Below are 23,455 nucleotides of genomic sequence, written 5' to 3' on the forward strand. Positions count from 1 at the left end.
TGGAAAAAGAGGGGGCTTTTTTTTATCAACGCAATGGGGTTGCGGTTACGTGGTTTCCTCGCACTATGGTCGTGAGGGGGAGAGTGCCGCACCGGTTGCTAGCATCATGGCGCGTAAAAAGACAAAAAGGCTCCTAAGGAGCCTTTTTGTTGCGATGCGTTGTGCTTACTGCTTGTAGCCCTTGAGGAAGCGGGCGAGGCGGCCGATGGCCTCTTCCAGCTCCTCTTCGCGGGGCAGGAATACCAGCCGGAAGTGATCCGGCGCCGGCCAGTTGAAGCCAGTGCCCTGCACCAGCAGGAGCTTCTCCTGTTGTAGCAGGTCGAACACCATCTTCTGGTCGTCGCGGATGTCATACACCTTGGGGTCGAGACGCGGGAACATGTAGAGCGCCCCCTTGGGTTTGACGCAGGAGACACCCGGAATGTCGTTGAGCAGCTCCCATGCCTTGTCCCGCTGCTTGCGCAGGCGACCACCCGGCAGGATCAGCTCGTTGATGCTCTGGTAGCCGCCGAGCGCAGTCTGGATAGCGTGCTGCATTGGCACGTTGGCACACAGTCGCATGGAGGCCAGCATCTCCAGCCCCTCGATGTACCCTTTGGCACGGCCCTTGGGGCCAGTGATGACCATCCAGCCCTGGCGGAAGCCGCAGGCGCGGTAGGCCTTGGAAAGGCCGTTGAAGGTCACCACCATCACGTCATCGCACAGGGTGCAGACGCTGGTGTGGGAGATGTCGTCGTAGAGGATCTTGTCGTAGATCTCGTCGGCGAAAATGATGAGGTTGTGCTGGCGGGCGATCTCGATCACTTCCAGCAGGAACTCGCTGCCGTAGACGGCGCCGGTCGGGTTGTTGGGGTTGATCAGCACCAGGCCGCGGGTGCGCGGGGTGATGCGGGCGCGGATGTCGTCGAGATCCGGATACCAGTCAGCCCCTTCGTCACAGCGATAGTGCACCGCATGGCCACCGGAGAGGGTGACGGCAGCAGTCCAGAGCGGGTAGTCGGGAGAGGGTACCAGCATCTCGTCGCCGTTGTTGAGCAGCGCCTGCATCGCCATCACGATCAGTTCGCTGGCGCCATTGCCGATATAGATGTCGTCGATATCGACCTTGCGCATCCCTTTTTGCTGGTAGTACTGCATCACCGCTTTGCGGGCAGAAAACAGCCCCTTGGAGTCGCAGTAGCCCTGGCTCAGCGGCATGTTGAGGATCACATCCTTGATGATCTCTTCCGGGGCATCAAAACCAAACGGGGCCGGGTTGCCGATGTTGAGCTTGAGAATGCGGTGGCCTTCGTCTTCGAGACGGCGGGCTTCTTTATGCACCGGGCCGCGGATGTCGTAGCAGACATCGTCGAGCTTGTGCGACTTGTCGATAGTGAACATGGTGACTGTGATTCCTTCCCCATGGGGACGCGTTGGCGAAAAAGGCGATTTTTAGTATCAAATTTCTTTTCCCCTATTCTTCACAGAATTGAATGCTAGAACAATCCTCTTTTTAGAAGAATTCCCTGATTTTTAGCCCTGAAACAGGGTTGCCAGAACGTTAAATTCAGCACGATCGTTTGTGTGACTAGAGGTTACCAGTGAAAGATGGTGGGCTGATTAACAAAGATACCCGACTGTGTTGAAATATTGGTATCCGCTGGCACGATAAGCTTGTTTACAAAAATGTCTTATCCCCTTTGTTCTTTGAGGCAAGCTGGTACCGGCTGATTGGGTTAGCCATACTCGGCGAGCCATGTCATCGCATCGACCCACCCATATTGAGGCATTCCCATGCATGCACCCGTTCCTGGCCGTTATCGCCACTTCAAGGGGGGTTACTATCAAGTGCTCACCCTCGCCCTGCATACCGAAACCCAGGAGCAGCTGGTGATCTATCAATCCGAGCAGGATGGTCAGGTCTATGCTCGCCCTGTCGCTATGTTCATGGAGTGGATCGAGCATCAAGGGCAGGTTGTCAGCCGCTTCACGCCCGCAGGGCATATGGCACGTTAGCTGAGCGATATACGCGCGCCCCTGACGTGCGGCGTCAATTTTTGTCGCACCATGTGTGCAGTGACAGCACCATATGCCACCCCTCCATAGTGATAAAAATCTCATTTAATCAATTGTTTGTGATGGACGTCACAAAAAGTGACCCGCGTCTGTAAGGTTCGTATTCTCGAGTGACACTCCCATAATGCTGCGCTTATTGAATCTGAGGCTTTTTTTGAGTCTTTTTTGCTGTTATCTCATTGGGAGAATGAATGTGAAACCTGTTGCTGCTGAGTTTATGGGTACTTTCTGGCTGGTATTGGGCGGGTGCGGCAGTGCTGTGTTGGCAGCGGCCTTTCCGCATGTGGGGATCGGTCTGTTGGGGGTCTCGCTGGCCTTTGGTCTGACCGTGTTGACCATGGCATTTGCCATCGGCCATATCTCCGGTTGCCACCTCAATCCGGCCGTTACCGTTGGTCTGTGGGCGGGTGGTCGTTTCCCTGCATCTGGCGTGCTGCCTTACATAGTGGCGCAAGTGCTGGGTGGCATCGCCGCTGCAGCCGTGCTCTATGTGATTGCCAGTGGTCAGGCCGGGTTTGATCTCTCAGCCGGTTTTGCCTCCAACGGCTACGGTGAGCACTCTCCGGGTGGTTACAGCCTGACTGCGGCACTGATGTGTGAAATGGTGATGACCGGCTTCTTCCTGTTCGTCATCATGGGTGCCACCGATAGCCGCGCCCCTGCCGGTTTCGCGCCGATCGCCATCGGCCTGTGCCTGACCCTGATCCACCTCGTCAGCATTCCGGTGACCAATACCTCAGTCAACCCGGCTCGCAGTACTGGCGTAGCCCTGTTTGTTGGTGACTGGGCTGTCAGCCAGCTGTGGCTGTTCTGGGTTGCCCCGATTGTCGGTGCCATTCTGGGTGCGCTGGCTTATCGCCTGGTGGCGACTGAGCAGAAGTAATCGTTCAAACAAAAGTGTGGTATCGACACGCCTGCGGGCGTGTTTTTTGTTTCTGATGGGTGCTGGCAGTGCTTGGCAGAGCGACTAGAGCCCTTTGGCCTGCAGCATATCTTTGTAGCGTTGGTGCAATAACTGGACGCGTTCCACATAGGCGCGTGTTTCTGCATAGGGCGGGACACCGCCATGTTTTTGTACGGCTCCCGGGCCGGCATTATAGGCAGCGGTTGCCAGCGTCACATTGCCGCCATACTGCCTGAGCAAGCCAGCCAGGTATTTTACCCCACCGAAGATGTTCTGCTCCGCCAACAGGGCATTGCCGACCCCAAGCTCTTGCGCAGTGGCAGGCATCAGCTGGGTCAGGCCCATCGCCCCCTTGCGGGAAACCGCCAACGGATTAAACGCTGACTCTGCATGGATCAGGGCCCGGATCAACGCCGGTTCAACCTGATAGGTTTTGGCGGCAGCCTTGATGGTGCTGGCATAGTCATAGAGGAACAGCCCTGTGGTCTGCCAGTTGACGCTGGATTTGGGATCGCAAGCGAAGCAGTCGTTGAACAGCAGCAGCTCGTAGTGGCCCTGTTCGGGCGCCATGTCGGAGTAGCGTACCACCCCGTTCTGCTGCACCGATTTATAGACCTGGATCTGCTTCTTGCCGTTAGTCGCGACTGCCGCCGTTTGAGCGATTTCGGGTTGCGGGGCGGGCGCGGCATCATTGACCGGACGCAAGGGGGAGGGGGCTACGGTCAGGAAGATCACCTCCGCGGGTGGGGTAGTCTGGCTCCATCCGCTCAGGGGGATCAACAACATATGGCCTGCCAGCATCCATGCTTTCAACCGTAACACTCCTTCCTGTGATGACCATGTTGAGTAAAGCATCATGACGAGGGCAGAACAAGCGGCCAACAGGATGCAAATGATCCGATTCGGTGACCGGGATCAAAGTATCCACCGCAATAAAGGGGAGTCATCATGAAGCCCTGTTTTGGTCGTCAGGCGGTGGGTCATGGCCTCTTCCTCCGGGTCAGCAAGGTGTCCATGATGTCCGCTTTTTTGTTGACGAAAGGCATGCTATCGTGCTGGCGTCATCTGGTCGGATTAGCACACCGTATCTGGCACTAATAATTGATTATCAAAGGATTTGTCTGTGACAAGCAAGCTGGCGATGGAACTCACTTTCGAAGAGTACTGCGACGCCGACCTCTCTCTCATCAGGGACTATTACGAGACGACGTTTTCCCACTATGTGCCGGACTTGGCCGAGCGGATCTTTGTCGTACGTGATGCTCACTGGCTAGTGGGGGCGGTTCGGTTGCGGGACGAGGAGGAGTTTTACCATCTGTGCGGCTTTCGCCTGTTACCCCACTATCAGTCGTTGGGGCTGGGTTCTTGCCTGTTGCAACATGCCTGCCGCGATTTGCTCGAAAAGCCGGTGGTCTGCCAGGCGCTGCCTTTCGAGAAGCCGTTTTATCTCAAGGCCGGTTTTGCCGATATGCCGCTCAACCGATTGAGTGGGTCACTCTTCTCACTGTATGAGCGGCAGCAGCAGCAAGGCTATCAGGTTGAGCTACTGATACGAGAAAGCACCCAGCTCCTCCCGAATTAAGTGGTCAACGAGGCTTGGTCAGCAGGTGGATCTTGCCCGGTGACAGCTCCAGTCCCAGCAGATTTTCCTTCAGCCAGGCCTGATCCGGATCCTTGTCATTGAGTTTGTAGACAGGTTTGCTCTCCAGCCGTTTCTCCATGCTTTGCAACAGCATGCCGAGCATGAGCCCGAACTTCTTCTCGGCCGCCTCTGGCTCCAGCTTGTACTCCACCAGCTTCATGTTATCGAGAAATAGCGCGCTCTGGGCCTTGTCATAGCGGGGTCTCGCCTCATAGGTCATCTGCAGGCGGGCGTCATATTCGGTGTTGTCTGGCAGGGCTATTTTGAGCTTGCCCTTGCCATAGACCCGGGCGGTATCGGGGCGCTGGCGACCAATTTGCACATCGCTCTGCTCCAGTTGCACATGGGCCTTGATGATGCCCGGCAGCTCCAGCTGTTTGTCGACTTGTACCTGAGATTGCAGGTACTGGTTAATCTGTTGCTCATTGATGTCATATGAGCCCTGGCTTAGCATGGCCAGACTCAGCAGCATAGATTGCAGGATCATGGGGGCGACCTGATAGAATGGATTTGTCTTACAGCATACCATTTTGGCCATGTTGGGTCTGCCCAGCGCACAGTTTGTCGATCACAAGGAGTCCCCGTTGCTCAACGGTTTGGAATACGATCTCCACCTGCTTTTCTCCCGTTTTTTGGGCTGGCTGCTACTGCTTTTTCATACCGTGATCGTCACCGGGGTGTCGTTTCGGGTGATCATGAAGCGGCGTCCTATCGGGGTATCGCTGGCCTGGCTGGCCCTTATCTATGCTATTCCGTTTGCCGGGGTAGGCTTCTACATCTTGTTTGGCGAGATCAAACTGGGTCGCCGCCGCGCTGAGCGTGCCCAGGCCATGTACCGCCCTTATGCTATCTGGACGCGTCAGTTGGCCCGTCTGTTTCCCCAGCACTGTTGTGAGGTGGGTGCCAAGGCGCTGCCTTTGCACGATTTGATCCAGAGTCGCTTGGGGATGCCGATGCTGTCTGGCAATCGCATGACGCTGCTGAACAAACCCGAATCGATATTACGCGAAATAGTGCGCGATATTCGTCAATCCTCCCAGTCTTGTTATCTGGAGTTCTACATCTGGCACCCGGGTGGCGATGCTGACCAGGTATGCGAGGCGTTGATTGAGGTGGCGATGCGCGGCGTGGATTGTCGTTTGTTGCTCGATTCGGTGGGCAGCAAACAGTTCTTCCGCTCCCCATGGCCGAAAAAGCTGCGCAAGGCGGGGGTCAAACTGGTGGAGGTGCTGCCAGTTGGCGCCTGGCGCATTCTGTTCCAGCGCCAGGATCTGCGGATGCACCGCAAGCTGGTGGTGATCGATGACAGAGTGGGTTACACCGGCTCGATGAACATGGTGGATCCCCGTTTCTTCAAACAGGATGCCGGCGTCGGCCAGTGGGTCGATATCATGATCCGGGTACAGGGCCCCATGGTACCGCTGATGTGGTCCATCTTCGTCTGGGATTGGGAGATGGAGACCGGCGAGCGGTTGCTCGACAGTTTGCAGCACGATCCTGAGGTCTGGCCCCAGACCAACTACCGTGCCCAGCTGATCCCTTCTGGTCCTTTCGTTGGTGGCGATTGTATTCAGCAGAGCCTGCTGCTGGCCATCTATCAAGCCCGTAGCCATCTGGTGCTAACCACCCCCTACTTCGTGCCTGATGATCCACTGGCGGCAGCGCTCAGCTCGGCGGCCGCCCGCGGGGTGCAGGTGCAACTGGTATTGCCCGAACGCAACGACTCCATCATGGCTAACTATGCCTGTAATGCTTTTATGGAGGAGCTGCTGGCGGCCGGGGTGGAGATCTATCGTTATGATGCCGGTTTGCTCCATACCAAGAGCGTGCTGGTAGACGATGACTTCGCGCTGGTGGGCACGGTTAACTTGGACCGTCGCAGCCTCTGGCTCAATTTCGAAGTGACGCTACTGGTCGATAATCCGGCCTTCGTGGCCCAGATGACTCGCCTGGTGCAGGGTTATATGATGGAAGCGACCCCGATGACCCTGGCCAAATGGCAGGCGCGTCCCTGGTACAAAAAGGCGATGGAGAACATCTTCTATCTCTTCAGTCCCTTGTTGTGACGCTGTGGCGAGCCGACAGAATGTTGGCTTGCCATCTGATTGGACTTGCCTCGTCCCGAGTCCGCCCCGTAGAGTGCAGTGACAACTCGCTGGAGACACATGGATTTATGAAAAAGATAGTGGCCCTCGCCGTGGGTGCGGCATTGGTAGGTGGTGGTTTGGCTGCCTGTTGGTACACCGGAAACAGCTTCGATAACATAGTGGCGGAGCAGATTGCCAAGGTGAAGAACGAGACGGGCCTGGAACTGCAGTGGCTGCCGGGCAACAGCAATCTGTTCGCGCGCGACGGGGTGTTGAAGCTGGTGGTCAGCCCGCAGGAGATGGCGGCACTCGATAGTAATCTGCAAGGGGATCAACCACTGGATCTGCAGTTTGTCGTGACCAGCAGGATCCTGCCGCTCTATATCAAAAGCAACGTGCTGCTTGATACCAAACAAGGCTCTCTGGCGCCGGTGTTTGCCACGCTGGGGATGGAGCAGTGGCAATTAGGTGTGGAGTCAGTGAGCAGCCTCTGGACCCAAGCCAACAGCAGCCGCTTTTGGGCTAACGAGTTCAAGGTCAAACAGGGGCTGGACGAGTTTAATTTTTTGCCACTTAGCGGAGAGTTCCACGGCGATCTGGAAGGGAGTGGCCACCTCACCATGACCTGGCAGGGCATGACGGTCCACGAAGAGCAGAGCAAGATGGATCTGGTGCTGGCCGACCTGAAGGGCAGCGCCGACATCGCCGAGATCAGCGGTGTCATGCTCTCTCCCCAGAGTGAAATGGCACTGGCGGCGCTGACCTTGCAACTGCCCGATAGCGTCAAGGTATCGTTACAGGGGCTGACCACCGCGACCCAGCTGACAGGGGACAATGCCCAAACCCTCTCCAGCAGTTATCAGATGAAGATTGCCAAACTCGATCTGGAGAGTGAAACCGATACCTTGGCATTAACTGACAGCAAGCTGGCGCTTAACCTCAAGGGGCTGGATCTGGAAGGATATCAGGGTCTGCAGGCTGCCAGCGGTCAGGGAATTGAGGATAGCGCCATCCAGCAGGCGCTGGACAAGATGCTCAAACGTGGCGCAACCCTGGAGCTGGCCGACCTGAGTGCCAAGCTCAACGGTGAAGCTGTTGCCATGAAAGGGGATGTGGCGCTGGCGTCCACCTCGCTGGAGCAGCTGTTCAATAGCGAGGATGGGATGCAGGCACTGAGTGGCCAACTGCATGCCAGCCTCAGCGACAAGTTGGGCAAGGCGGTGCCACAACTGGCCCCGATGCTCGATCAGTTGACCTTGATGGGTTATCTGAAGGCCGATCAGCAAAAACTGATCTCCGAGCTGAAGCTGGTGAAGGGTGCCGTGACGGTGAATAATTTGCCGCTTTGATAGATGGTGTGTAAACAACAACGGCTCCCGCGGGAGCCGTTGTTGTTTCTGGCATTTGCATACGTGTCGCGATGGTGCTTACTTGAACACCACCGTCTTGTTGCCGCAGACGAATACCCGCTCGTTCAACACCAGCTCCAGCGCGCGGCTCAGCACCGATTTCTCCACATCCCGGCCCGCTTTGGCCATGTCGTCGGCACTGAAGGCGTGGCCGACGTGGATCACATCCTGCTCGACGATGGGGCCTTCATCCAGATCGTTGGTCACGAAGTGGGCGGTGGCGCCGATCAGCTTGACCCCGCGATCGAACGCTTGTTGATAAGGGCGGGCGCCGATGAAGGCGGGCAAGAAAGAGTGGTGGATGTTGAGGATTTTGCGGGGGTAGGCTTCAACGAAGCTGGGGGTCAGCACTCGCATGTACTTGGCCAGGATCACATAGTCAGGCTCATAGCTGTCGATGATGGCGCGCACCTGCTCTTCATGCTCGGTACGGCTCAGCTGTTCGTGGCTGACGGTGTGGAACGGAATGTTGAACTTGCCGGTGAGCTCGCCGAGGGTGTCGTAGTTGCCGATCACCGCGACTATATCCATATCCAGCGCGCCCGCGTAGTTCTTCATCAGAATGTCGCCAAGGCAATGGGTCTCCTTGGTCACCAGAATGACGATACGTTTCTTGCCTGCCTTGACCAGACGACGCTCGGCGCCAGCGGGCAGGGCATCGTCCAGATCTGCCAGCAGGGTCTCGTCGTTGAAACGCCCCTCCAGCTCGGTACGCATAAAGAAGCGGCCATTTTCGTGATCCACAAACTCATCGTTCTTGATGATGTTGAGCTGGTGCTTGTAGCAGATGTTGGTGATCTTGGCGATGAGCCCTTTGGCATCCGGGCAATCCGTGAGCAGTATTTTCTTTTCCATCTCTGTCATTTTCCGTTTGTGGTGTTGGCGCCGCTGTCTGCGCAGGGAGCGCATTTATTCAGGCTCTCATTTCGAGGCACTGTTTATAGTTGTTGTGGGGGGGAACTATGCCATAAACCGATCCGCACCATAAAGCACTTCGCCAGCCAGGGTGGTGCGGTAGTCAGTCGGCAGCGGAGGGCACTCATTTGATCCGGTGTTGAAACGGTTTTCAGCCAGCGGGGGATTTTGGCTGGTATCTGCAACCGTTTTTCTTTAGGCTGTCTGCGCTTATTCTCAGGGCGGGGTGCAATTCCCCACCGGCGGTATCCCGATTGACTCGGGGAGCCCGCGAGCGCCCGACCTGGCAGATTGCCGGTTCGGGGTCAGCAGATCCGGTGAGATGCCGGAGCCGACGGTGATAGTCCGGATGAAAGAGGATAAGACAGACATTGCCGCGTTGGCCCAGGGTGGGCTGGCTGCCGCATGTTTATCTCTGTCTGCCTTTCCGTGCCCTGATTCTGGTCCTTGTCTTGTTTAGGAGTTTTACCATGAATCAGTCTCTATTCAGTGAATTCGGTGATCCCATTGCCCGTGTCGAAGCGGCCCTGACAGCTTTGCGTGCCGGTGGCGGCGTGCTGGTGGCCGATGATGAAGATCGGGAGAACGAGGGTGACCTTATTTTTGCCGCTCAATCCATGACCAATGAACAGATGGCGATGATGATCCGCGAATGTTCCGGCATCGTCTGTCTCTGCCTGCCCGACGAACGGGTTCGTCAGCTGGAACTGCCGATGATGGTGGACGCCAACTCCAGCCATTACCAGACTGCTTTCACTGTCACCATCGAAGCGGCGCAGGGGGTGACCACCGGTGTTTCTGCGGCCGATCGCATCACCACCATCCGTGCTGCCATTGCCGATGGCGCCAAACCGGGGGATCTGCATCGCCCGGGGCATGTCTTCCCGCTGCGGGCTCGTACCGGTGGAGTGCTCACTCGTCGTGGTCATACCGAAGCCACGGTCGATCTGATGCAACTGGCCGGTCTCAAACCGTTCGGTGTGTTGTGCGAATTGACCAAAGAAGATGGTTCCATGGCTCGACTGCCTGACCTGATTTCGTTTGGTCGGCAGCATCAAATGCCGGTACTGACCATTGAAGATCTGGTGCAATACCGTCAATCGGCGTCAGATCGAACAGCTTAAGCCTCATACGAAATTGTAATAAGGCAAAAAGTTGGGTAACCTCTGTCTGTGTTTCCACCATGCGGCACTCATTTTTTAGAGATTTTGGATAAAAACTGTCCACTCGAAAAAAAATGAGGCTTTTAATGCGTTTATCTGTGGTGGGGACTATGCAAAGTATGATTTTTTTGTGCCATAATCACGCCGCTTGCTAAACGTCTGGCGAGTTCAAGGGAGCTTTAAAAATGAAAAAATTGTTGTTGGTAGGTGTTGTTGGTCTGTCCGCTCTGCTGGGCGGTTGTGCAAACACCAGCGAACTGGAAACTTCCGTTCAGAATCTGTCTAACAAAGTTGACCAACTGGCTCAAGATGTTAGCGCTGTTCGTGCTGATCAATCCAAAATTGCTGCTGATGTTTCTGAAGCCAAGCAAGAAGCTATGCGTGCTAACCAGCGCATCGACAACATGGCTACTTCTTACAAGAAGTAATCCATGCGAAAAAAATGGCGCAATTATGCGCCATTTTTTTTTGCCTGAAATTCACCGTTTCCCTGTCTGCACGTCCCTGTCTTTACCTGTGACCCATGAGGTCATGCCGGTCTCCCGGCACTCCCCCATCATTACCAGCCAGTTCGACTCTGATCAGTAGAGCAGACTATAGAGTTTGCGACGGTAGTTCTGCGCCGCCGCTGTACTGCCCATAGTTGCCAGAATATCGAGATAGGTCTTTCTGGCATCGCCGAATGCCAAGTCCCGCTTGAGGATCTCCAGCAACAAGCTCAATGCCTCTTCTTGACGGCCAGCCTGGTGGTATTGCACAGCCAGCTCCTGGGTCAGGGAAAAATCATCGGGTTGTTCCGCATGGCGGGCTTCCAGCGCACGCAACTCGGGGCTGTCTGCCGCTTGCAGCGCCAGCGCCAGTCGTGAGCTCAGGGTATGGAAGTGATCATCCTGTGCCACCATCGGGATGGTGCCGAGGCGCTCCTGCGCTTCTTCTAGCAAATTGAGCTCAAGCGCCGCCTGAATGAGCCACAGGCTGATGTCGTGGCGCTCGGGCGCCAGTTGGTGGGCCTTGGTCAGATGGGCATAGGCGATGCTGGGCTGTTCCTCCGTCAGCGCTTGCTGTCCTTTGCTCAGCAGCTCTTCCTCTTCTTTGGGGGCAAATGCGGCGAAGTACTGACGCAAGGTTGCTTCATCCTGCGGGCCTTCAATAATGGATTGCTCATCAGGTCGTCCCTGATGGAACAGCACCAGCGCTGGCAGGGCGCGCAGGCCGAGCTGGCTGGCCAGTGGCTGCAGCTGGGGATCGTTCATGTCCACCTTGGCCAGGGTGACCTGCTCATTGACGGGCCCAACCAAAGACTCGATCAGCGGCGTCATCCCCTGACACTCCGGCATCTGCGGCGCATAGAAGTAGATGACGACCGGTTTCTTCATGGACGCATCGATCAGTTCGGCGTGAAAATTCTGGGGAGTAATATCGACGATCATGAGTTGGACTCTTTAATAAGGGTGGTAAGTAACATGGGGTTGATAGGCAGGCAATTCAAGCGCTCATCCAGTCGGTAAACATTCACCGTGGTTGTCGCCCCGGCCAGGCTCAGCCAGCCGTTGGCAAAGGGCCAATCCTGCACCTGATAAGTAAGGTTATCCAGCCGATTGTCGAGTCGCCACTCTTCATCCGGGATGAAACGCACCTTTTCGAGCCCTGCTGCTATGCCGCCCCCGTGGGCTTTCAGTACCGCCTCCTTGCGCGACCACAGCCGGTAGAAGGCGCACTCCTGCTCGTTAGCGGGCAGCGCGCAGAGCCACTCATATTCACTCTGTGCATAAAATCGGCGTGCCAGGGGGAGGGGATTATGCCGCCGTTTGCCCAGTTCGAGATCCACCCCCAGCGGCCCATGCGAGCAGAGCGCCAGCACCAGCCAGTGGCCACTGTGGCTGAGGTTGAAGTGCCAGCCATTATCATGCAACCGTGGTTTCCCGTGTTCATCTTGACAAAATTGCAAGCTGGCAGCGGTTTGTTGCAGCCGTTCGGCCAGTAGCTGGCGCAAGAGGGCGCGGCTTATCAGGTACTCCTGACGGCGAGCGGGATGGGTAATTGTTTGCCAGATATGCCGTTCATTGTCCGACAGCCACTGTGGTAATTGCAGCAGTTGTTGCTGGCATACGGCGGCTGAATTTAACAAAAAAAGATCGGTTTCGATCATTGTTATTCACTTAAAAAAGGTGCTGAAGCAGGGATAAAAGTCAGTTATCTATGAGCCCCAAGGCTCTTTTAGGGATTGTATATTGTTTGGGCATGATCACATTAATTATGAAAAATAGTGCATTACCTTGCAAAAATGTGAGCTCGATAGGGATTTTCACTTGCCTCGATAGAATTCTTGGATATAGTCGGGTGCTGTTGCCTTATAAATTGCCCTTTGGGGCCGTATTTTAACAAGATTGACTATTTAGCGGGGATAAAGGATTGCGCCACCTGATGCTACTGCTGGTCGCGCTCGGAATGGTGGGTTGTGCCTCGGCACCCCAGACCGAGGTCGCGAGCAAGATCGAAGTTTCCATGGTTGAACCTGTCATTGAACCAGAAGCTTCCCAGACACCTGATGTGAATGAAATCCTGACTGTATATAAAGAGTGGCGTGGCGTTCCGTACCGGATGGGTGGCAGTAGCCAGCGCGGTATCGATTGTTCCGCCTTTGCCCGTGAAGTGTTCCGCAATGCCGTCGGTGTCGAATTACCCCGTGATACCCGCTCCCAAGTCCACGAAGGGACGCGCGTTTCCAAGCAGGATCTGGTCGAGGGTGACTTGGTCTTCTTCAAAATCAATCGTCGTCTCAACCACGTTGGTATCTACGTCGGCAATGGTGAATTTATCCACGCCTCGACCCGCGCAGGGGTGACGCGCTCCAAGCTGGACAGCCAATACTGGCGCAGCAAGTTCTGGCAAGCTCGCCGGATCGACATCTGAGTCAGGCTGGACAAACGGCTCGCAGTACGGACTGTTTTTCCAACCTCACTTGAACCGGGCTCGATAGCCCGGTTTTTTATTGCCGTCGTTTAGACTTTCCCGAGTCAAATCACTATAGTGTGGGCCCGTTTTCTTCGGCAGGCTCAGCATGAAACCCCGCATCCCATCAGCCGGTGGCCCCCAGTCGGGCGACCGCAAATCCGGACTTCACTCCCGTAATCGCCATCAGGCGGGCTACGACTTTGCGGCGCTTTGCCTGCGAACTCCCGAGTTGGCCGCTCACGTCTTTACCAATGACTACGGCACCCGCACTATCGATTTTGCCAATCCCGATGGGGTGAAGACTCTCAATCGCGCCCTGCTGGCCCATCACTACGGGATTGCCCACTGGGATCTGCCTGCCGGTTACCTTTGCCCTCCCATCCCGGGACGGGTGGACTACCTGCATTGGGCGGCCGACCTGCTGGCCGAGAGCGCGGGCCAGGTCCCTACCGGCAAGGGGGTGAGGGTGCTGGATATCGGGGTTGGGGCAAACTGCATCTATCCGCTGCTCGGGTGCCGCGAATATGGCTGGCGCTTCGTGGGGTCTGATATTGATCCGGTGTCGGTCAAGGCGGCGACCTTGCTGACCAAGAGCAACGGGCTGGGTAATCAGATTGAGTGCCGCTTGCAGGGCAATGCCAACCATGTGTTTCGCGGCATCATAGGGCCGAAGGAGCGCTTTGCCCTGACCCTTTGCAATCCACCGTTCCATGCATCGTTGGAAGAGGCGAGCAAAGGCTCTGAGCGCAAGCTGCGCAATCTGGGGAAAGAGGTCACCGGGACACCGCTGCTCAACTTCGGTGGTCAGAAAGCCGAGCTCTGGTGCGAAGGGGGCGAGGCGGCGTTTCTGGCCAACATGATTGCCCAGAGCAAGGAGTTTGCCACTCAGTGCCTCTGGTTCAGCTCGCTGGTGTCAAAAAAAGAGAACTTGCCGGGGGCGAAAAAGGCGCTGGCAAGAGTTGGGGCCTGTCAGGTGCGGGTTATCGACATGGCGCAGGGCAACAAGGTGAGCCGGATCCTTGCCTGGTCCTTCCTGGATGAAGAGGGATTGCGTAACGGCTGGTCGAGCGCGCGCTAAACCCCCACCACAAGGCCCGACGAGGGCCTTTTTTCATGATGAACCCGCGAATTTCCCCTGCTGGCTGCATCTCTGGTAATCGATTTCCTCATTGGCATATCGTGCTGGTTTACATGGTGTAAGTAGTTACTTCTGCCTTGGTACACGTGTACGCCGAGATTTTTTTGCACTTACCGCTGAAACTTTAATAAAATAGGACTGGTTAGACCTCTTATTCGGCATTGAATCAAATAGGGATCGGTAAATGAAAGTTGTCGATTTTCTGAAGCGCAAGCGCGAAATTTTGGCGCAGCACCCCTTTGAGCTCAAGGATTGGCTCTCTCCGGCGATCCGCGACTACTGGCGTGAGTTTCAGCAAAAGGCACATCTTCACCCTTTGTTGGGACGTGTACTGGACTTGCAGAGTGAGTCTCAGAGCGAACAGCAACAGGATGCAGCAACCGTGGCACAAGTGGCCAACGGTCAGCCGATCATGGCCCAAGAGCCCGTGATGGCGTTGTCGGGCGAGATTGGTGAGCTCTATGGGGTTCTGCAGGCTCGGGTTGGCGAAGAGACCCATGTGGGTGAGTGGCTTCATATCAGCCAACAGATGATCGATCAGTTTGCTGCGGCAACCGGCGATAACCAATGGATCCACACCAATCCTGAGCGGGCGGCCGCCGAGTCGCCCTTCAAGACCACCATTGCTCACGGGTTCCTGACCCTGTCGCTGCTGCCGCAATTGACCGGTTCGGTCGATGAGGCCACCCCCGAGTTCCCGACCGCCCGTATGGTGGTGAACTTCGGGCTGGATCAGGTGCGTTTCCCGTACCCCATCAAGGTGGACAGCAAGATCCGCGCTCGTACCAAGTTGGCACGGGTGACCCCGATAAAGGGTGGGTTGGAGCTGCTCAAGGAGATCAAGGTGGAGATCGAAGGGATCCGCCGCCCGGGTTGCGTGATCGAGTCAGTGACCCGCATCTACTTCTAGGCGTCCTGATTGGCATGAATGATGAAACGGGCCCACTGTAGTGTTCAACTAACAGTGGGCCCGTTTTTTTGCCTGTTTGTTGCCAGTTGTGAGGTGTCAGCCATTGCGCGCCGACCCCAGCTTGATATGACTCACAAAACCGGACCCACTGCAGTTATCCAGCTCCCATTTTGGCCACATTGAGGTCTGACGAAATAGCATATTGTGCGACTATTGGCGCCTGATTCCCTATTCTGGTGACAATAGTGCCCATCAATCACAAGATTATTCTGCCACTACTGCTTAGCCTCGCTATCTTGCTGATCCCGACCCAGTGGATCCCGCTGGAGGGGATAACGGTGGTCGAGCAGCGGGTCGTGGCTATTTTCGTGCTGGCCGCCCTCTGCTGGATCCTGGAGCCCATCCCCATCTTTGCCACCTCGGTGCTGATCATAGTGCTGGAGTTGCTGCTGCTCTCTGACAAGGGGCTCTGGTTCATGACCGCTGGCAAGAGTGAGCCGGGATTTGGTGAGCTGCTCAAATCGACCGAAGTGATGGCGACCTTTGCCTCGCCGGTCATCATGCTGTTTCTCGGCGGTTTTTTCCTCGCTATCGCCGCCACCAAATATCAGCTGGACATCAATCTGGCACGAGTGCTGCTGCGCCCCTTTGGCCGGGATCCCAAGATTGTCATGCTGGGATTGATGTTGATCACTGCCACCTTCTCCATGTTCATGAGCAATACCGCCACCACCGCCATGATGCTGGCCATTCTCTCACCGGTGCTGGCGGTCTTTCCCGACAAGGACCCCGCTAAAATCGGCTTCGTACTGGCCATTCCGCTGGCCGCTAACCTGGGTGGGATCGGTACCCCCATCGGCACTCCGCCCAACGCGGTGGCGCTCAAATACCTGACTGGCGAGCATGCTATCTCGTTCGGTCAGTGGATGGGGTTTGCGGTGCCCTTTGTCGCTGTACTGTTGTTACTCGGCTGGTTTCTGCTGGGGCGCTTCTTCCCGAGTACCCTCAAGCGCATTGATCTCAAGATCGAGGGGCGCTTTATGCAGACCCCCCGTGCCTGGGTGGTCTACCTCACCTTCATCACCACCATAGTGCTCTGGTTGCTGGGGGATTTTCATGGCATGAGCTCCTATGTGGTTGCCCTGATCCCGGTAGCGGTGTTCCTGACCACCGGCATCATCACCAAAGATGATTTGCACAAGATCTCTCTCGACGTGCTCTGGCTGGTGTCAGGCGGTATCGCGTTGGGGCTGGCACTGGAGGACTCCGGTCTGGCGGAGCGACTCATCACCCACATTCCGTTCCATGAGTACTCCACGCTGGCGGTGCTGGTCGGCGCCTGTCTGCTGGCGGTGGTGATGGCCAACTTCATGTCCAATACCGCAACCGCTAACTTGCTGCTGCCACTGGTGGCGGCGCTGGCGGTCAGTATGCCGGAGCTGGCCGAGTGGGGTGGCAGCCATACCCTGATCCTGGCGGTCACCATTTCGGTCTCGCTCGGAATGTCGCTGCCCATCAGTACCCCGCCCAATGCGCTGGCCCACGCCACCGGCCTGGTGGAGAGCCGCCAGATGGTGCGGATCGGTGTCATCATGGGACTGGTCGGCACCCTGCTGGCGATGGTATGGATCTACCAGATTGCGGCTTGGGGGCTGATCTGACCATGGCTCTTGCCTGTCATGCCATGGTCCTGCGTAGGTAAGGCAACACAGCACCGTGTACGCGAATGACAAGAGGAGCCAAATTGGCTCCTCTTGTTTGTGCTCGACTTTGTGATCGACTTAGAAACTGGCACCCAGACTGAGCAGATGCTTGAACTCGGTCTCTTTGTATTCTTGCTCGATGCCGAAGAAATTCACTTCCCCATCTTCCCACTCCATCTCACTCGACCAGGAGAGGCGCAGGTGATCGTTGAAGTAGTAGCGCAGGCCCACGCTGCCGGACACATCTCGATCCAGGGTGATATAGGGGGAGGGTTGATCCAGATAGACCAGATAGCGCCCCTGACTGAACAGCTCCAGTTTCTCCCGCCACAGCGGGATAGGTTGGCGATAATCCCAGTTCATGCTGGCAAAGGGATAATCAATGATCCGGTTGCCTTTAAAGATCACTCCAATCCCGCTCTCTTCCCTGAAGTAGGCTTTGCGCAGGCCCCCTTGTGCCACGAACTCCAGCCGACGGCGCTTCTCGTTCCAGAAGCGGTAGCCCGGGCCTGTACCATAGTCGAGGCTGAGGTAGCTGCTCTCCAGCATGTCATATTCGGCATTGAGCGAGCTGCGTACAAACCACTGATGATCGAAAAAGTAGTCAAGGGTCGGGTTCAGCTTGTAGTCGTGGCTATCGGTGACGCTGTCAGAGGTTTCGTAGGAGTATTCACCGGATAGGCTGTAGCGCCAGTCCAGATTGGCCAGCTCGGTCTTGCCCTTGAAGTTGACGTTGTTGGTGTGTTTGTCTTTGTTTTTGAGTTTGACGTTGAGATCGCCATTGCCGGTCCAGAGCCAGGCATTGCGCTCATTCTGCTCATCCTTGAACAGCTTGATCCCCCCTTTGGCGGTCGCCTTGGGTTTATCCTGCTTCTCCAGCCGCCAGCGCTTGATGGCATCCCGCTGGACGGTAACTGCGCCGGTATAGGGCAGGGCGATACGCACCGACTCCTCGCCGATCTCTTCAATGGTGCCGGTCAGGCGATCGCCGTTGTTCATCCAGAGAATGTCCTTTGCCCACAAGCAGTGGCTGGTCAGGATGAGCAGGAGGGGCAGGTATTTCATGGCGTATGACAACTCCGGTATGACTCAGGCTCTGATGGCGTAGCCACTGCTGATCTAGCCGCTGGATAGCTAGCTACTGATAGGCCGGGGCAGGCCATTTTTACTGTCCAGCGCAGCGGAGACTTCATCCTGTGCGACTTCAGGGGCCGCGATAAAGTGCTCTATGGCCGGTGATAGCACCAAAGGGGCCCCATTTTCAAGCTCCTCTTCGGTACGGGAGAGCGGGGAGTGTACCTCCAGCCAGCGTCGCCCATCGGGTTCGATGGCCACCTTGACCGGTTGGTTGATAACCCGCACCGGCGTGCCGATAGGCACCATCTTGAACAGTGCCTCGATATCGTCCGGCCGCAAGCGGATGCAGCCTGCGCTCACCCTCAGACCTACGCCAAAATCCTTGTTGGTGCCGTGGATCAGGTAGTCGCGCTTGCCATAGCCAAGGCGCATGGCGAACTTGCCGAGGGGGTTTTCCGGGCCGGGGGGCACCACGGCAGGCAGGGTGATCCCTTTTTGCTCCAGCCAGGATTTACGCACCATGGGGCCGGGCACCCAGGTCGGGTCGGGATTTTTCTCGATGACGGTGGTGGTCATCTCGGGAGTCTCGCGGCCGATATCACCAATCCCGATGGGCAGCACGATGACCTCTGGCTTGCCTTTGGGGAAGTAGTAGAGGCGCAGCTCGGGCAGATTGATGACAATTCCTTCGCGCGGCACATCGGGCAGCAGCATCTGGGTGGGTAGCGTCAAGCGGGTGCCCGGCTTGGGTAAATAGGGGTCTACGCCGGGATTTGCCTCAAGCAACGCCAAAAAACCAATCTGGGTATGTTTGCCAACCAGCTCCAGATGCTCATCCTGCTGGATGATGTAATCCTCCAGCTCGCCCACAAGGCGGCTCTCTGCCGGCGGCAGCGGGTAGCGCTTGGCCTGTGCGGGCGCGGCGCAGAGCATGGTCGCAGCCAGCAGCAGGGATAGCGCAGGCTTTATGGAGAGGGTCATGAGTATCGGCAATCGCATAGGGAAATCCATCAGTGTGATCGGGGCGGAAAATAATCAAAACAGCCGCCAGGATGGCGCGATTGTTCCTCAATCAGCCTATGATTACCAGCTTGCCGCGCACCCGCAACGGTTTAGGGATGCATAGGAAACCTGCCAAAATCGGCTTCTTCCACATGTTTGAATGCCAAGTGGGAAAAACAGATACAAGATTACGACCTGATGAATAAGTGCGGCGAAAGAGCGGTATGTTGAGGGGCGGCCCCTGAACCCGATCCGGCGTGCGAGGAAGTTGTCAGCGATCATTCACTTTGAATGGAAAAAGATGTCCGGCACATGGGAAGGGAGATCATGGCTATTGAGGGTGGTTAGCACAGTCGCATTGTGAGCCTGCTCCCAGATATCTTATTTAGCTATTTGATATATATCATATTTTGTTGCTATCCCATCCAGGCTTGAGTCAAAATCTGCGCCATGGAGAGATGCCGGAGTGGCCGAACGGGATTGACTCGAAATCAATTGTGGCAGCAATGCCACCCAGGGTTCGAATCCCTGTCTCTCCGCCATATACCAAGCCCAGCCTTTTGATTAGGTTGGGCTTTTTCATTTTCTGCTTTTGCTGGTATGCCATCCAGCATGCCACTAGGCATTGGCTGGTAGGGTATGCAGATGAACGGCCACCGATGCGATCCGTTCGCCCCCTCTTTTGATCAACTGGCGCTCGAATTCAGCCTGCGAGGCGAACAGGTTGAACGCGAGACGACCTTGGACGTGAGTATTAAACGATAACCTCTCCATTTAACCACTCCTGATTCATCGTCTCGGTATCTCCCAGGTAATCGAGTACCCAAGCCATGGCAAGCGAATGCTTGTCCTGGTTCCAGGCAATGTAGGATGGGCTGGAGATGAACTGTCGTTGTAGATCCAGGGCAACCAGGTCGCCTTGTTTGATAAATGGCTGTACCAGATGTGTCGGTGCCATACCCACGCATAAGCCTTCTTGCAAACAATCCAAGGCCGAGGCCCAGTTTGGTACCACCAACCGGCGCTGGTTGTCCAGGGTCCATGTGTCGCGAGTGGGGAGATTGCGCGAGGTGTCGCGTATGCACAATGAAGGGTAGAACCGCAGCTGGTCGTCGTTTAGCGGACTACTCAAAGATGCTAGCGGGTGTCGGGCGCTGACGACACACAACCAGTTCAGCTGGCCCATGTCGCGGAAACTGTAGCGACTGGCCACCGGCACGGCACTATTGGCACCGATGACAATGTCGGCAGTCTCATCCGCGATAGCGTCCCACACACCGTTGAATTCTTCATACCCAAGCAGCAATTCCACATCGGGAAACTGCCGATAAAAATCCAGCACCAGTTGTTGGCAACGTTCTTGTTTGACGATGGCGTTGACCGTTACTTTTAACTGACCGCTCCATCCGTTGGCTACTTGCTGACACAGGCGGCGGGTGTCGAGCATATTTTTCATCACCTCCCGCGTTTGCTCAATGAAAAGCTTGCCAGCGGGTGTCAGCACCACGTCGCGATGGCGCCGGACGAACAGTGGCACAGCCAGCCATTGTTCTAGTTGGCGCACGGTGTAGCTGACCGCCGAAGGCACGCGGTGCAGTTCCTGAGCCGCGGCGCTGAAACTGCCGTGTCGTGCCACGGAACTGACTACATCCAATGAATATTCAGACCACATTTACTTGCATTCAAAAATATTGATACATGTCATCATTTATTACCGCTTCACACCAAAAAATCAATAAATATAATGGCCGCTGCTAACAAAATATTTGTTTTTAATTTTTTGGGGTGTTGAATGAACAAATCCTTTGGCTTCACCGGCTACCTGATTGGGCTGAGTATGCTCGGCCAGATGGCCATGGATATGTACCTGCCTGCGTTTGGGGTCATGGGTCAGCAGTTGCAGATTTCGGCTGGTGCCGTAGGCATCAGCTTGAGCATTTTCCTCGCAGGCTTTGCCGTGGGACAGTTGCTATGGGGGCCGCTCTCGGATCGCATTGGGCGCAAGCCAGTTCTGCTCATGGGCTTGAGTTTGTTTGTGCTCGGTTGTCTGGGCATGTTCTGGGTCGAGAGCGCACCTCAGTTATGGGCGCTGCGGTTTATCCAGGCGATTGGCGTGTGTTCCGCTGCCGTCAGTTGGCAAGCGCTGGTGATCGACCGTTATTCAGCGGACAAGGCCCGTCGGGTGTTTGCTGGCATCATACCCCTGATGTCCCTGTCACCGGCGCTGGCGCCATTACTCGGTGCTTTTGTATTGAAGCACTGGGGCTGGCAGGAAATCTTCGCGGTGTTGTTGGGTATTTCTCTGTTATTGCTGTTACTGACATTCGGTCTTAAATCGCAGCCAAAACGTTTGATCACCGACAAAGCCCCATCTCGGCTTGGTTATGGACATTTGCTCACGTCGCGGGTATTCACCGGTAACGTGATGATCTTTGCCGCATCTTCTGCCAGTTTCTTCGCCTGGCTGACCGCTTCGCCTTTTATCCTTGGGGATATGGGCTATAGCCCCAGTGATATTGGTTGGAGCTATGTACCGCCTACACTCGCATTTTTAGTGGGGGGGTTTGGTTGCCGCAGCGCCTTGCAACATTTCCATGGCAAGACCTTGTTGCCTTGGTTACTAGTGGCGTATTGCCTCTGTATGGTGGTGTTGTATGTTGTTGCCACGTTCACCGAGCCAACCCTCTTTAGCTTACTGATCCCATTCAGCCTGATGGCGCTGGTCAATGCCGCCAGTTATCCGATCGTTATGACCAATGCGCTGATGCCATTTGTGGAAAACTCTGGCAAGGCTGCTGCGTTGCAAAATACGCTGCAATTGGGATTGTGCTTTCTTAGCAGCCTTCTGGTGTCATCCATGATCGAGCAGCCACTGCAGATCACCGCGATCGTAATGCTGGCGAGCGCACCGTTGGCGCTGTTGGGCTATTGGTTAGCGCGTTCGAAACGTAATGGTCAATTAAAGTTGGCCACGGTTTAGTTAGCAAATTAGTCGCATTGCCCAAATTCGTATGGAGTTAACCGATATTTCGCGAGCTGGTTGTGCCGTCTTGGCATTGACCTTGTCGGTAGTGGGTTACACGGCTGAGCGTACCCGCTCACTGTCATAGTTTAATGAGACACAGATAATTTAACGGTCAACAACCCTAACGTCAGGAGATAACCATGATAGCCGCTAATGTGATGACTAGTACCCCGATTACCGTCAACGAAAACACCCCTGTATTTGAGGTTGTAGACTTGCTGCTCGATTTAAAAATAAGTGGATTACCAGTACTCGACAGTAACGGGATAATGGTAGGTATTATCACTGAGGGAGATCTGCTGCGCCGAAGTGAACTGGGCACGGAAATAAAACGCCCGCACTGGCAAGCACTCTTTTTAGGCCCAGACAAGCTTGCCAAGGACTACGTCCAAAGCCATGCCTGTTATGCAGGGGCGATTATGACCGCCAGACCGTTAACGGTCAGTCCAGAGGCGCCACTGGATGAGGTCATCGGTTTGATGGAAAAGAATAATATCAAGCGAGTTCCCGTTGTGAAGGCAGGCAAGTTAGTCGGTATTATCACCCGGGTTGACATTTTAAAGGCGCTTCGCACCATATTGCAACGCGACCGCACCCCAGAGAGGGCACATGAAAAAACTACCGATGACAACTCGATGCAAAAAGAAATAATAGACCGAATACATAGTCAGCCTTGGGCGCCCAAGAGCAACATCAGGATTAATGTCAAAAATGGTGTTGTAGATATCAGCGGTGCTATTTGGGATGAAAATATAAGAGCGGCCTTGATTACGTTGATAGAAGAGGTGACTGGCAATGGCGATATCTGTGATCATCTTGTTTTCATCGAGCCAACAACAGGATTTTGTATCGCCAGAGATGATTGATACCTCTCCTCTGTTGATGGTGAATCTTGTCGATAATGGCGCCGCTTAAAATGCGATGATGAATAGCCAATGATTAATAACTGGGATTTCAACAGTGCAGAAATTTAAAACATCCCCTTTCCAATAAGTCCCCTTCCTTAATGGCAGGCTACCATCTATTTCACAGGCTTCAATATTTAGTGAAAATGTCATCGCGGGGTGGATGGCATAATTTGGCAATATATTAATGTCGTCATTCGGTGGGGTGCTGGAAAATTTTGTTTAACGTTAGTCGTATCTACACAGAAAATACTATGGCCAGTGTTATTTTATTCTTGGTTATTAGTTGCTTGCACGAGAGCCTTTCTTACAACACATATTTAGCTCCAGCAATTTATGCCGAGCCAGAAGGAAAGTGAGATACAGAGTCAGGATGCCTCCGACAACGAGGCCTCTGTTATCTGAACAAAACACCAATACAAGCCATATGAAAATAGCTTGCCGCTATGGTCTGCGAACCCCCCATGGCCGCCTAGTAAGATAGCCAATCTACCGACGGATGATATCAATGACCTACCCAGAAAAATGGCCGCCCGCGATCCAAACTCGTGCAGTGTCTTATATC

23 protein-coding genes, 1 tRNA gene and 1 riboswitch are annotated in these 23,455 nt (G+C 55.2%); of the genes, 15 read left to right on the plus strand and 9 right to left on the minus strand.

The window, feature by feature from the left end; genetic code table 11:
- Positions 1–165: 165 nt before the first annotated feature.
- Positions 166–1,380 carry a pyridoxal phosphate-dependent aminotransferase gene (locus BN1135_RS11440; RefSeq protein ID WP_033136717.1) on the minus strand — a complete coding sequence of 405 codons (1,215 nt, stop codon included), beginning with the start codon at positions 1,378–1,380 and terminating at the stop codon, positions 166–168.
- A 393-nt stretch (positions 1,381–1,773) separates the two neighbouring features.
- On the opposite strand from BN1135_RS11440, the gene BN1135_RS11445 reads away from it, so the two are divergent.
- Both BN1135_RS11445 and aqpZ read left to right on the plus strand, forming a co-directional pair.
- Positions 1,774–1,995 (plus strand): DUF1653 domain-containing protein, encoded by a 222-nt coding sequence (locus BN1135_RS11445; protein WP_042021186.1) that lies wholly within the window; start codon positions 1,774–1,776, stop codon positions 1,993–1,995.
- A 253-nt stretch (positions 1,996–2,248) separates the two neighbouring features.
- Positions 2,249–2,938, plus strand: a complete 690-nt coding sequence (aqpZ, locus tag BN1135_RS11450) for an aquaporin Z (RefSeq protein ID WP_042021370.1) — start codon at positions 2,249–2,251, stop codon at positions 2,936–2,938.
- Positions 2,939–3,022: 84 nt separating this feature from the next.
- Here aqpZ and BN1135_RS11455 read toward each other — a convergent pair whose 3' ends face one another.
- A complete protein-coding gene (locus BN1135_RS11455; protein WP_396027170.1) occupies positions 3,023–3,772 on the minus strand; it encodes a lytic transglycosylase domain-containing protein in 750 nt (249 codons plus the stop codon).
- Between the two features lie 328 nt (positions 3,773–4,100).
- Between BN1135_RS11455 and BN1135_RS11460 the strand changes: the two genes are divergently transcribed.
- Positions 4,101–4,541, plus strand: coding sequence for a GNAT family N-acetyltransferase (locus tag BN1135_RS11460; RefSeq protein ID WP_042021371.1), 441 nt, complete (start codon positions 4,101–4,103; stop codon positions 4,539–4,541).
- Positions 4,542–4,545: 4 nt separating this feature from the next.
- Here the strand turns inward: BN1135_RS11460 and BN1135_RS11465 are convergent, their stop codons facing one another.
- Positions 4,546–5,088 carry a YceB family lipoprotein gene (locus BN1135_RS11465; protein ID WP_042021372.1) on the minus strand — a complete coding sequence of 181 codons (543 nt, stop codon included), beginning with the start codon at positions 5,086–5,088 and terminating at the stop codon, positions 4,546–4,548.
- Between the two features lie 97 nt (positions 5,089–5,185).
- Between BN1135_RS11465 and cls the strand changes: the two genes are divergently transcribed.
- Together cls and BN1135_RS11475 are read left to right on the plus strand one after the other, a co-directional pair.
- Positions 5,186–6,667: a cardiolipin synthase gene (gene cls / locus BN1135_RS11470; RefSeq protein WP_042021374.1), complete on the plus strand. Its 1,482-nt coding sequence runs from the start codon at positions 5,186–5,188 to the stop codon at positions 6,665–6,667.
- Between the two features lie 107 nt (positions 6,668–6,774).
- On the plus strand, positions 6,775–8,037 hold the full coding sequence (locus tag BN1135_RS11475) for a DUF945 family protein (RefSeq protein WP_042021190.1): 1,263 nt from the start codon (positions 6,775–6,777) through the stop codon (positions 8,035–8,037).
- A gap of 78 nt (positions 8,038–8,115) precedes the next feature.
- On the opposite strand, the gene purU is transcribed toward BN1135_RS11475, so the two are convergent.
- Positions 8,116–8,952 carry a formyltetrahydrofolate deformylase gene (gene purU, locus BN1135_RS11480; protein WP_042021375.1) on the minus strand — a complete coding sequence of 279 codons (837 nt, stop codon included), beginning with the start codon at positions 8,950–8,952 and terminating at the stop codon, positions 8,116–8,118.
- Between the two features lie 268 nt (positions 8,953–9,220).
- Positions 9,221–9,377, plus strand: a riboswitch (FMN riboswitch).
- A gap of 105 nt (positions 9,378–9,482) precedes the next feature.
- Between purU and ribB the strand changes: the two genes are divergently transcribed.
- Positions 9,483–10,136: a 3,4-dihydroxy-2-butanone-4-phosphate synthase gene (gene ribB / locus BN1135_RS11485; RefSeq protein WP_042021191.1), complete on the plus strand. Its 654-nt coding sequence runs from the start codon at positions 9,483–9,485 to the stop codon at positions 10,134–10,136.
- A gap of 224 nt (positions 10,137–10,360) precedes the next feature.
- Positions 10,361–10,603 carry an Lpp/OprI family alanine-zipper lipoprotein gene (locus BN1135_RS11490; RefSeq protein WP_042021193.1) on the plus strand — a complete coding sequence of 81 codons (243 nt, stop codon included), beginning with the start codon at positions 10,361–10,363 and terminating at the stop codon, positions 10,601–10,603.
- Between the two features lie 153 nt (positions 10,604–10,756).
- Here BN1135_RS11490 and BN1135_RS11495 read toward each other — a convergent pair whose 3' ends face one another.
- A complete protein-coding gene (locus BN1135_RS11495; protein WP_042021195.1) occupies positions 10,757–11,605 on the minus strand; it encodes a tetratricopeptide repeat protein in 849 nt (282 codons plus the stop codon).
- On the minus strand, positions 11,602–12,324 hold the full coding sequence (locus BN1135_RS11500) for a 4'-phosphopantetheinyl transferase family protein (protein ID WP_042021197.1): 723 nt from the start codon (positions 12,322–12,324) through the stop codon (positions 11,602–11,604). Before BN1135_RS11500 ends, BN1135_RS11495 begins: the two co-directional genes overlap by 4 nt.
- Positions 12,325–12,599: 275 nt before the next feature.
- Here BN1135_RS11500 and BN1135_RS11505 point away from each other — a divergent pair, with 275 nt between their 5' ends.
- The 4 genes from BN1135_RS11505 to BN1135_RS11520 all read left to right on the plus strand — a co-directional run bounded on the left by BN1135_RS11505 (position 12,600) and on the right by BN1135_RS11520 (position 16,839).
- The gene (locus tag BN1135_RS11505) at positions 12,600–13,088 is read left to right on the plus strand and encodes a C40 family peptidase (RefSeq protein WP_042021200.1); all 489 of its coding nucleotides are present in this window, start codon (positions 12,600–12,602) and stop codon (positions 13,086–13,088) included.
- 148 nt (positions 13,089–13,236) lie between these two features.
- The gene (gene rlmF / locus BN1135_RS11510; RefSeq protein ID WP_042021202.1) at positions 13,237–14,208 is read left to right on the plus strand and encodes a 23S rRNA (adenine(1618)-N(6))-methyltransferase RlmF; all 972 of its coding nucleotides are present in this window, start codon (positions 13,237–13,239) and stop codon (positions 14,206–14,208) included.
- 244 nt (positions 14,209–14,452) lie between these two features.
- Complete coding sequence (locus tag BN1135_RS11515; protein ID WP_042021205.1) at positions 14,453–15,178, plus strand: MaoC family dehydratase; 726 nt, start codon at positions 14,453–14,455, stop codon at positions 15,176–15,178.
- A 245-nt stretch (positions 15,179–15,423) separates the two neighbouring features.
- Positions 15,424–16,839 (plus strand): SLC13 family permease, encoded by a 1,416-nt coding sequence (locus tag BN1135_RS11520; protein WP_042021207.1) that lies wholly within the window; start codon positions 15,424–15,426, stop codon positions 16,837–16,839.
- A gap of 120 nt (positions 16,840–16,959) precedes the next feature.
- Here the strand turns inward: BN1135_RS11520 and BN1135_RS11525 are convergent, their stop codons facing one another.
- Complete coding sequence (locus tag BN1135_RS11525; RefSeq protein WP_042021209.1) at positions 16,960–17,946, minus strand: DUF481 domain-containing protein; 987 nt, start codon at positions 17,944–17,946, stop codon at positions 16,960–16,962.
- A 69-nt stretch (positions 17,947–18,015) separates the two neighbouring features.
- Positions 18,016–18,939, minus strand: coding sequence for a L,D-transpeptidase family protein (locus tag BN1135_RS11530; RefSeq protein ID WP_139245252.1), 924 nt, complete (start codon positions 18,937–18,939; stop codon positions 18,016–18,018).
- Here BN1135_RS11530 and BN1135_RS22145 point away from each other — a divergent pair.
- Positions 18,938–19,084: a hypothetical protein gene (locus BN1135_RS22145; RefSeq protein ID WP_175479120.1), complete on the plus strand. Its 147-nt coding sequence runs from the start codon at positions 18,938–18,940 to the stop codon at positions 19,082–19,084. The two genes, BN1135_RS11530 and BN1135_RS22145, sit on opposite strands and share 2 nt — an antisense overlap.
- A gap of 328 nt (positions 19,085–19,412) precedes the next feature.
- Positions 19,413–19,502: transfer RNA gene (locus tag BN1135_RS11535), tRNA-Ser, on the plus strand.
- Positions 19,503–19,714: 212 nt separating this feature from the next.
- Here BN1135_RS11535 and punR read toward each other — a convergent pair.
- Complete coding sequence (gene punR / locus BN1135_RS11540) at positions 19,715–20,632, minus strand: DNA-binding transcriptional activator PunR (protein WP_042021211.1); 918 nt, start codon at positions 20,630–20,632, stop codon at positions 19,715–19,717.
- Positions 20,633–20,752: 120 nt separating this feature from the next.
- Between punR and punC the strand changes: the two genes are divergently transcribed.
- Complete coding sequence (gene punC, locus BN1135_RS11545) at positions 20,753–21,940, plus strand: purine nucleoside transporter PunC (protein ID WP_042021212.1); 1,188 nt, start codon at positions 20,753–20,755, stop codon at positions 21,938–21,940.
- 185 nt (positions 21,941–22,125) lie between these two features.
- Complete coding sequence (locus BN1135_RS11550; RefSeq protein WP_042021213.1) at positions 22,126–22,851, plus strand: CBS domain-containing protein; 726 nt, start codon at positions 22,126–22,128, stop codon at positions 22,849–22,851.
- Positions 22,852–23,455: the final 604 nt, after the last annotated feature.

It is taken from the genome of Aeromonas sobria (assembly GCF_000820145.1).
In the GTDB taxonomy this organism is placed as follows: Bacteria; Pseudomonadota; Gammaproteobacteria; order Enterobacterales; family Aeromonadaceae; genus Aeromonas; species Aeromonas sobria.

Bases quoted from the DNA above. Each gene is read 5' to 3' on its own strand.
- BN1135_RS11440 (WP_033136717.1), bottom strand. From the start codon at position 1,380: ATGTTCACTATCGACAAGTCGCACAAGCTCGACGATGTCTGCTACGAC.
- BN1135_RS11445 (WP_042021186.1), top strand. From the start codon at position 1,774: ATGCATGCACCCGTTCCTGGCCGTTATCGCCACTTCAAGGGGGGTTAC.
- BN1135_RS11460 (WP_042021371.1), top strand. From the start codon at position 4,101: ATGGAACTCACTTTCGAAGAGTACTGCGACGCCGACCTCTCTCTCATC.
- BN1135_RS11465 (WP_042021372.1), bottom strand. From the start codon at position 5,088: ATGATCCTGCAATCTATGCTGCTGAGTCTGGCCATGCTAAGCCAGGGC.
- BN1135_RS11475 (WP_042021190.1), top strand. From the start codon at position 6,775: ATGAAAAAGATAGTGGCCCTCGCCGTGGGTGCGGCATTGGTAGGTGGT.
- purU (WP_042021375.1), bottom strand. From the start codon at position 8,952: ATGGAAAAGAAAATACTGCTCACGGATTGCCCGGATGCCAAAGGGCTC.
- ribB (WP_042021191.1), top strand. From the start codon at position 9,483: ATGAATCAGTCTCTATTCAGTGAATTCGGTGATCCCATTGCCCGTGTC.
- BN1135_RS11490 (WP_042021193.1), top strand. From the start codon at position 10,361: ATGAAAAAATTGTTGTTGGTAGGTGTTGTTGGTCTGTCCGCTCTGCTG.
- BN1135_RS11495 (WP_042021195.1), bottom strand. From the start codon at position 11,605: ATGATCGTCGATATTACTCCCCAGAATTTTCACGCCGAACTGATCGAT.
- BN1135_RS11500 (WP_042021197.1), bottom strand. From the start codon at position 12,324: ATGATCGAAACCGATCTTTTTTTGTTAAATTCAGCCGCCGTATGCCAG.
- BN1135_RS11505 (WP_042021200.1), top strand. From the start codon at position 12,600: ATGCTACTGCTGGTCGCGCTCGGAATGGTGGGTTGTGCCTCGGCACCC.
- rlmF (WP_042021202.1), top strand. From the start codon at position 13,237: ATGAAACCCCGCATCCCATCAGCCGGTGGCCCCCAGTCGGGCGACCGC.
- BN1135_RS11515 (WP_042021205.1), top strand. From the start codon at position 14,453: ATGAAAGTTGTCGATTTTCTGAAGCGCAAGCGCGAAATTTTGGCGCAG.
- BN1135_RS11525 (WP_042021209.1), bottom strand. From the start codon at position 17,946: ATGAAATACCTGCCCCTCCTGCTCATCCTGACCAGCCACTGCTTGTGG.
- BN1135_RS22145 (WP_175479120.1), top strand. From the start codon at position 18,938: ATGAGTATCGGCAATCGCATAGGGAAATCCATCAGTGTGATCGGGGCG.
- BN1135_RS11530 (WP_139245252.1), bottom strand. From the start codon at position 18,939: ATGACCCTCTCCATAAAGCCTGCGCTATCCCTGCTGCTGGCTGCGACC.
- punR (WP_042021211.1), bottom strand. From the start codon at position 20,632: ATGTGGTCTGAATATTCATTGGATGTAGTCAGTTCCGTGGCACGACAC.
- punC (WP_042021212.1), top strand. From the start codon at position 20,753: ATGAACAAATCCTTTGGCTTCACCGGCTACCTGATTGGGCTGAGTATG.
- BN1135_RS11550 (WP_042021213.1), top strand. From the start codon at position 22,126: ATGATAGCCGCTAATGTGATGACTAGTACCCCGATTACCGTCAACGAA.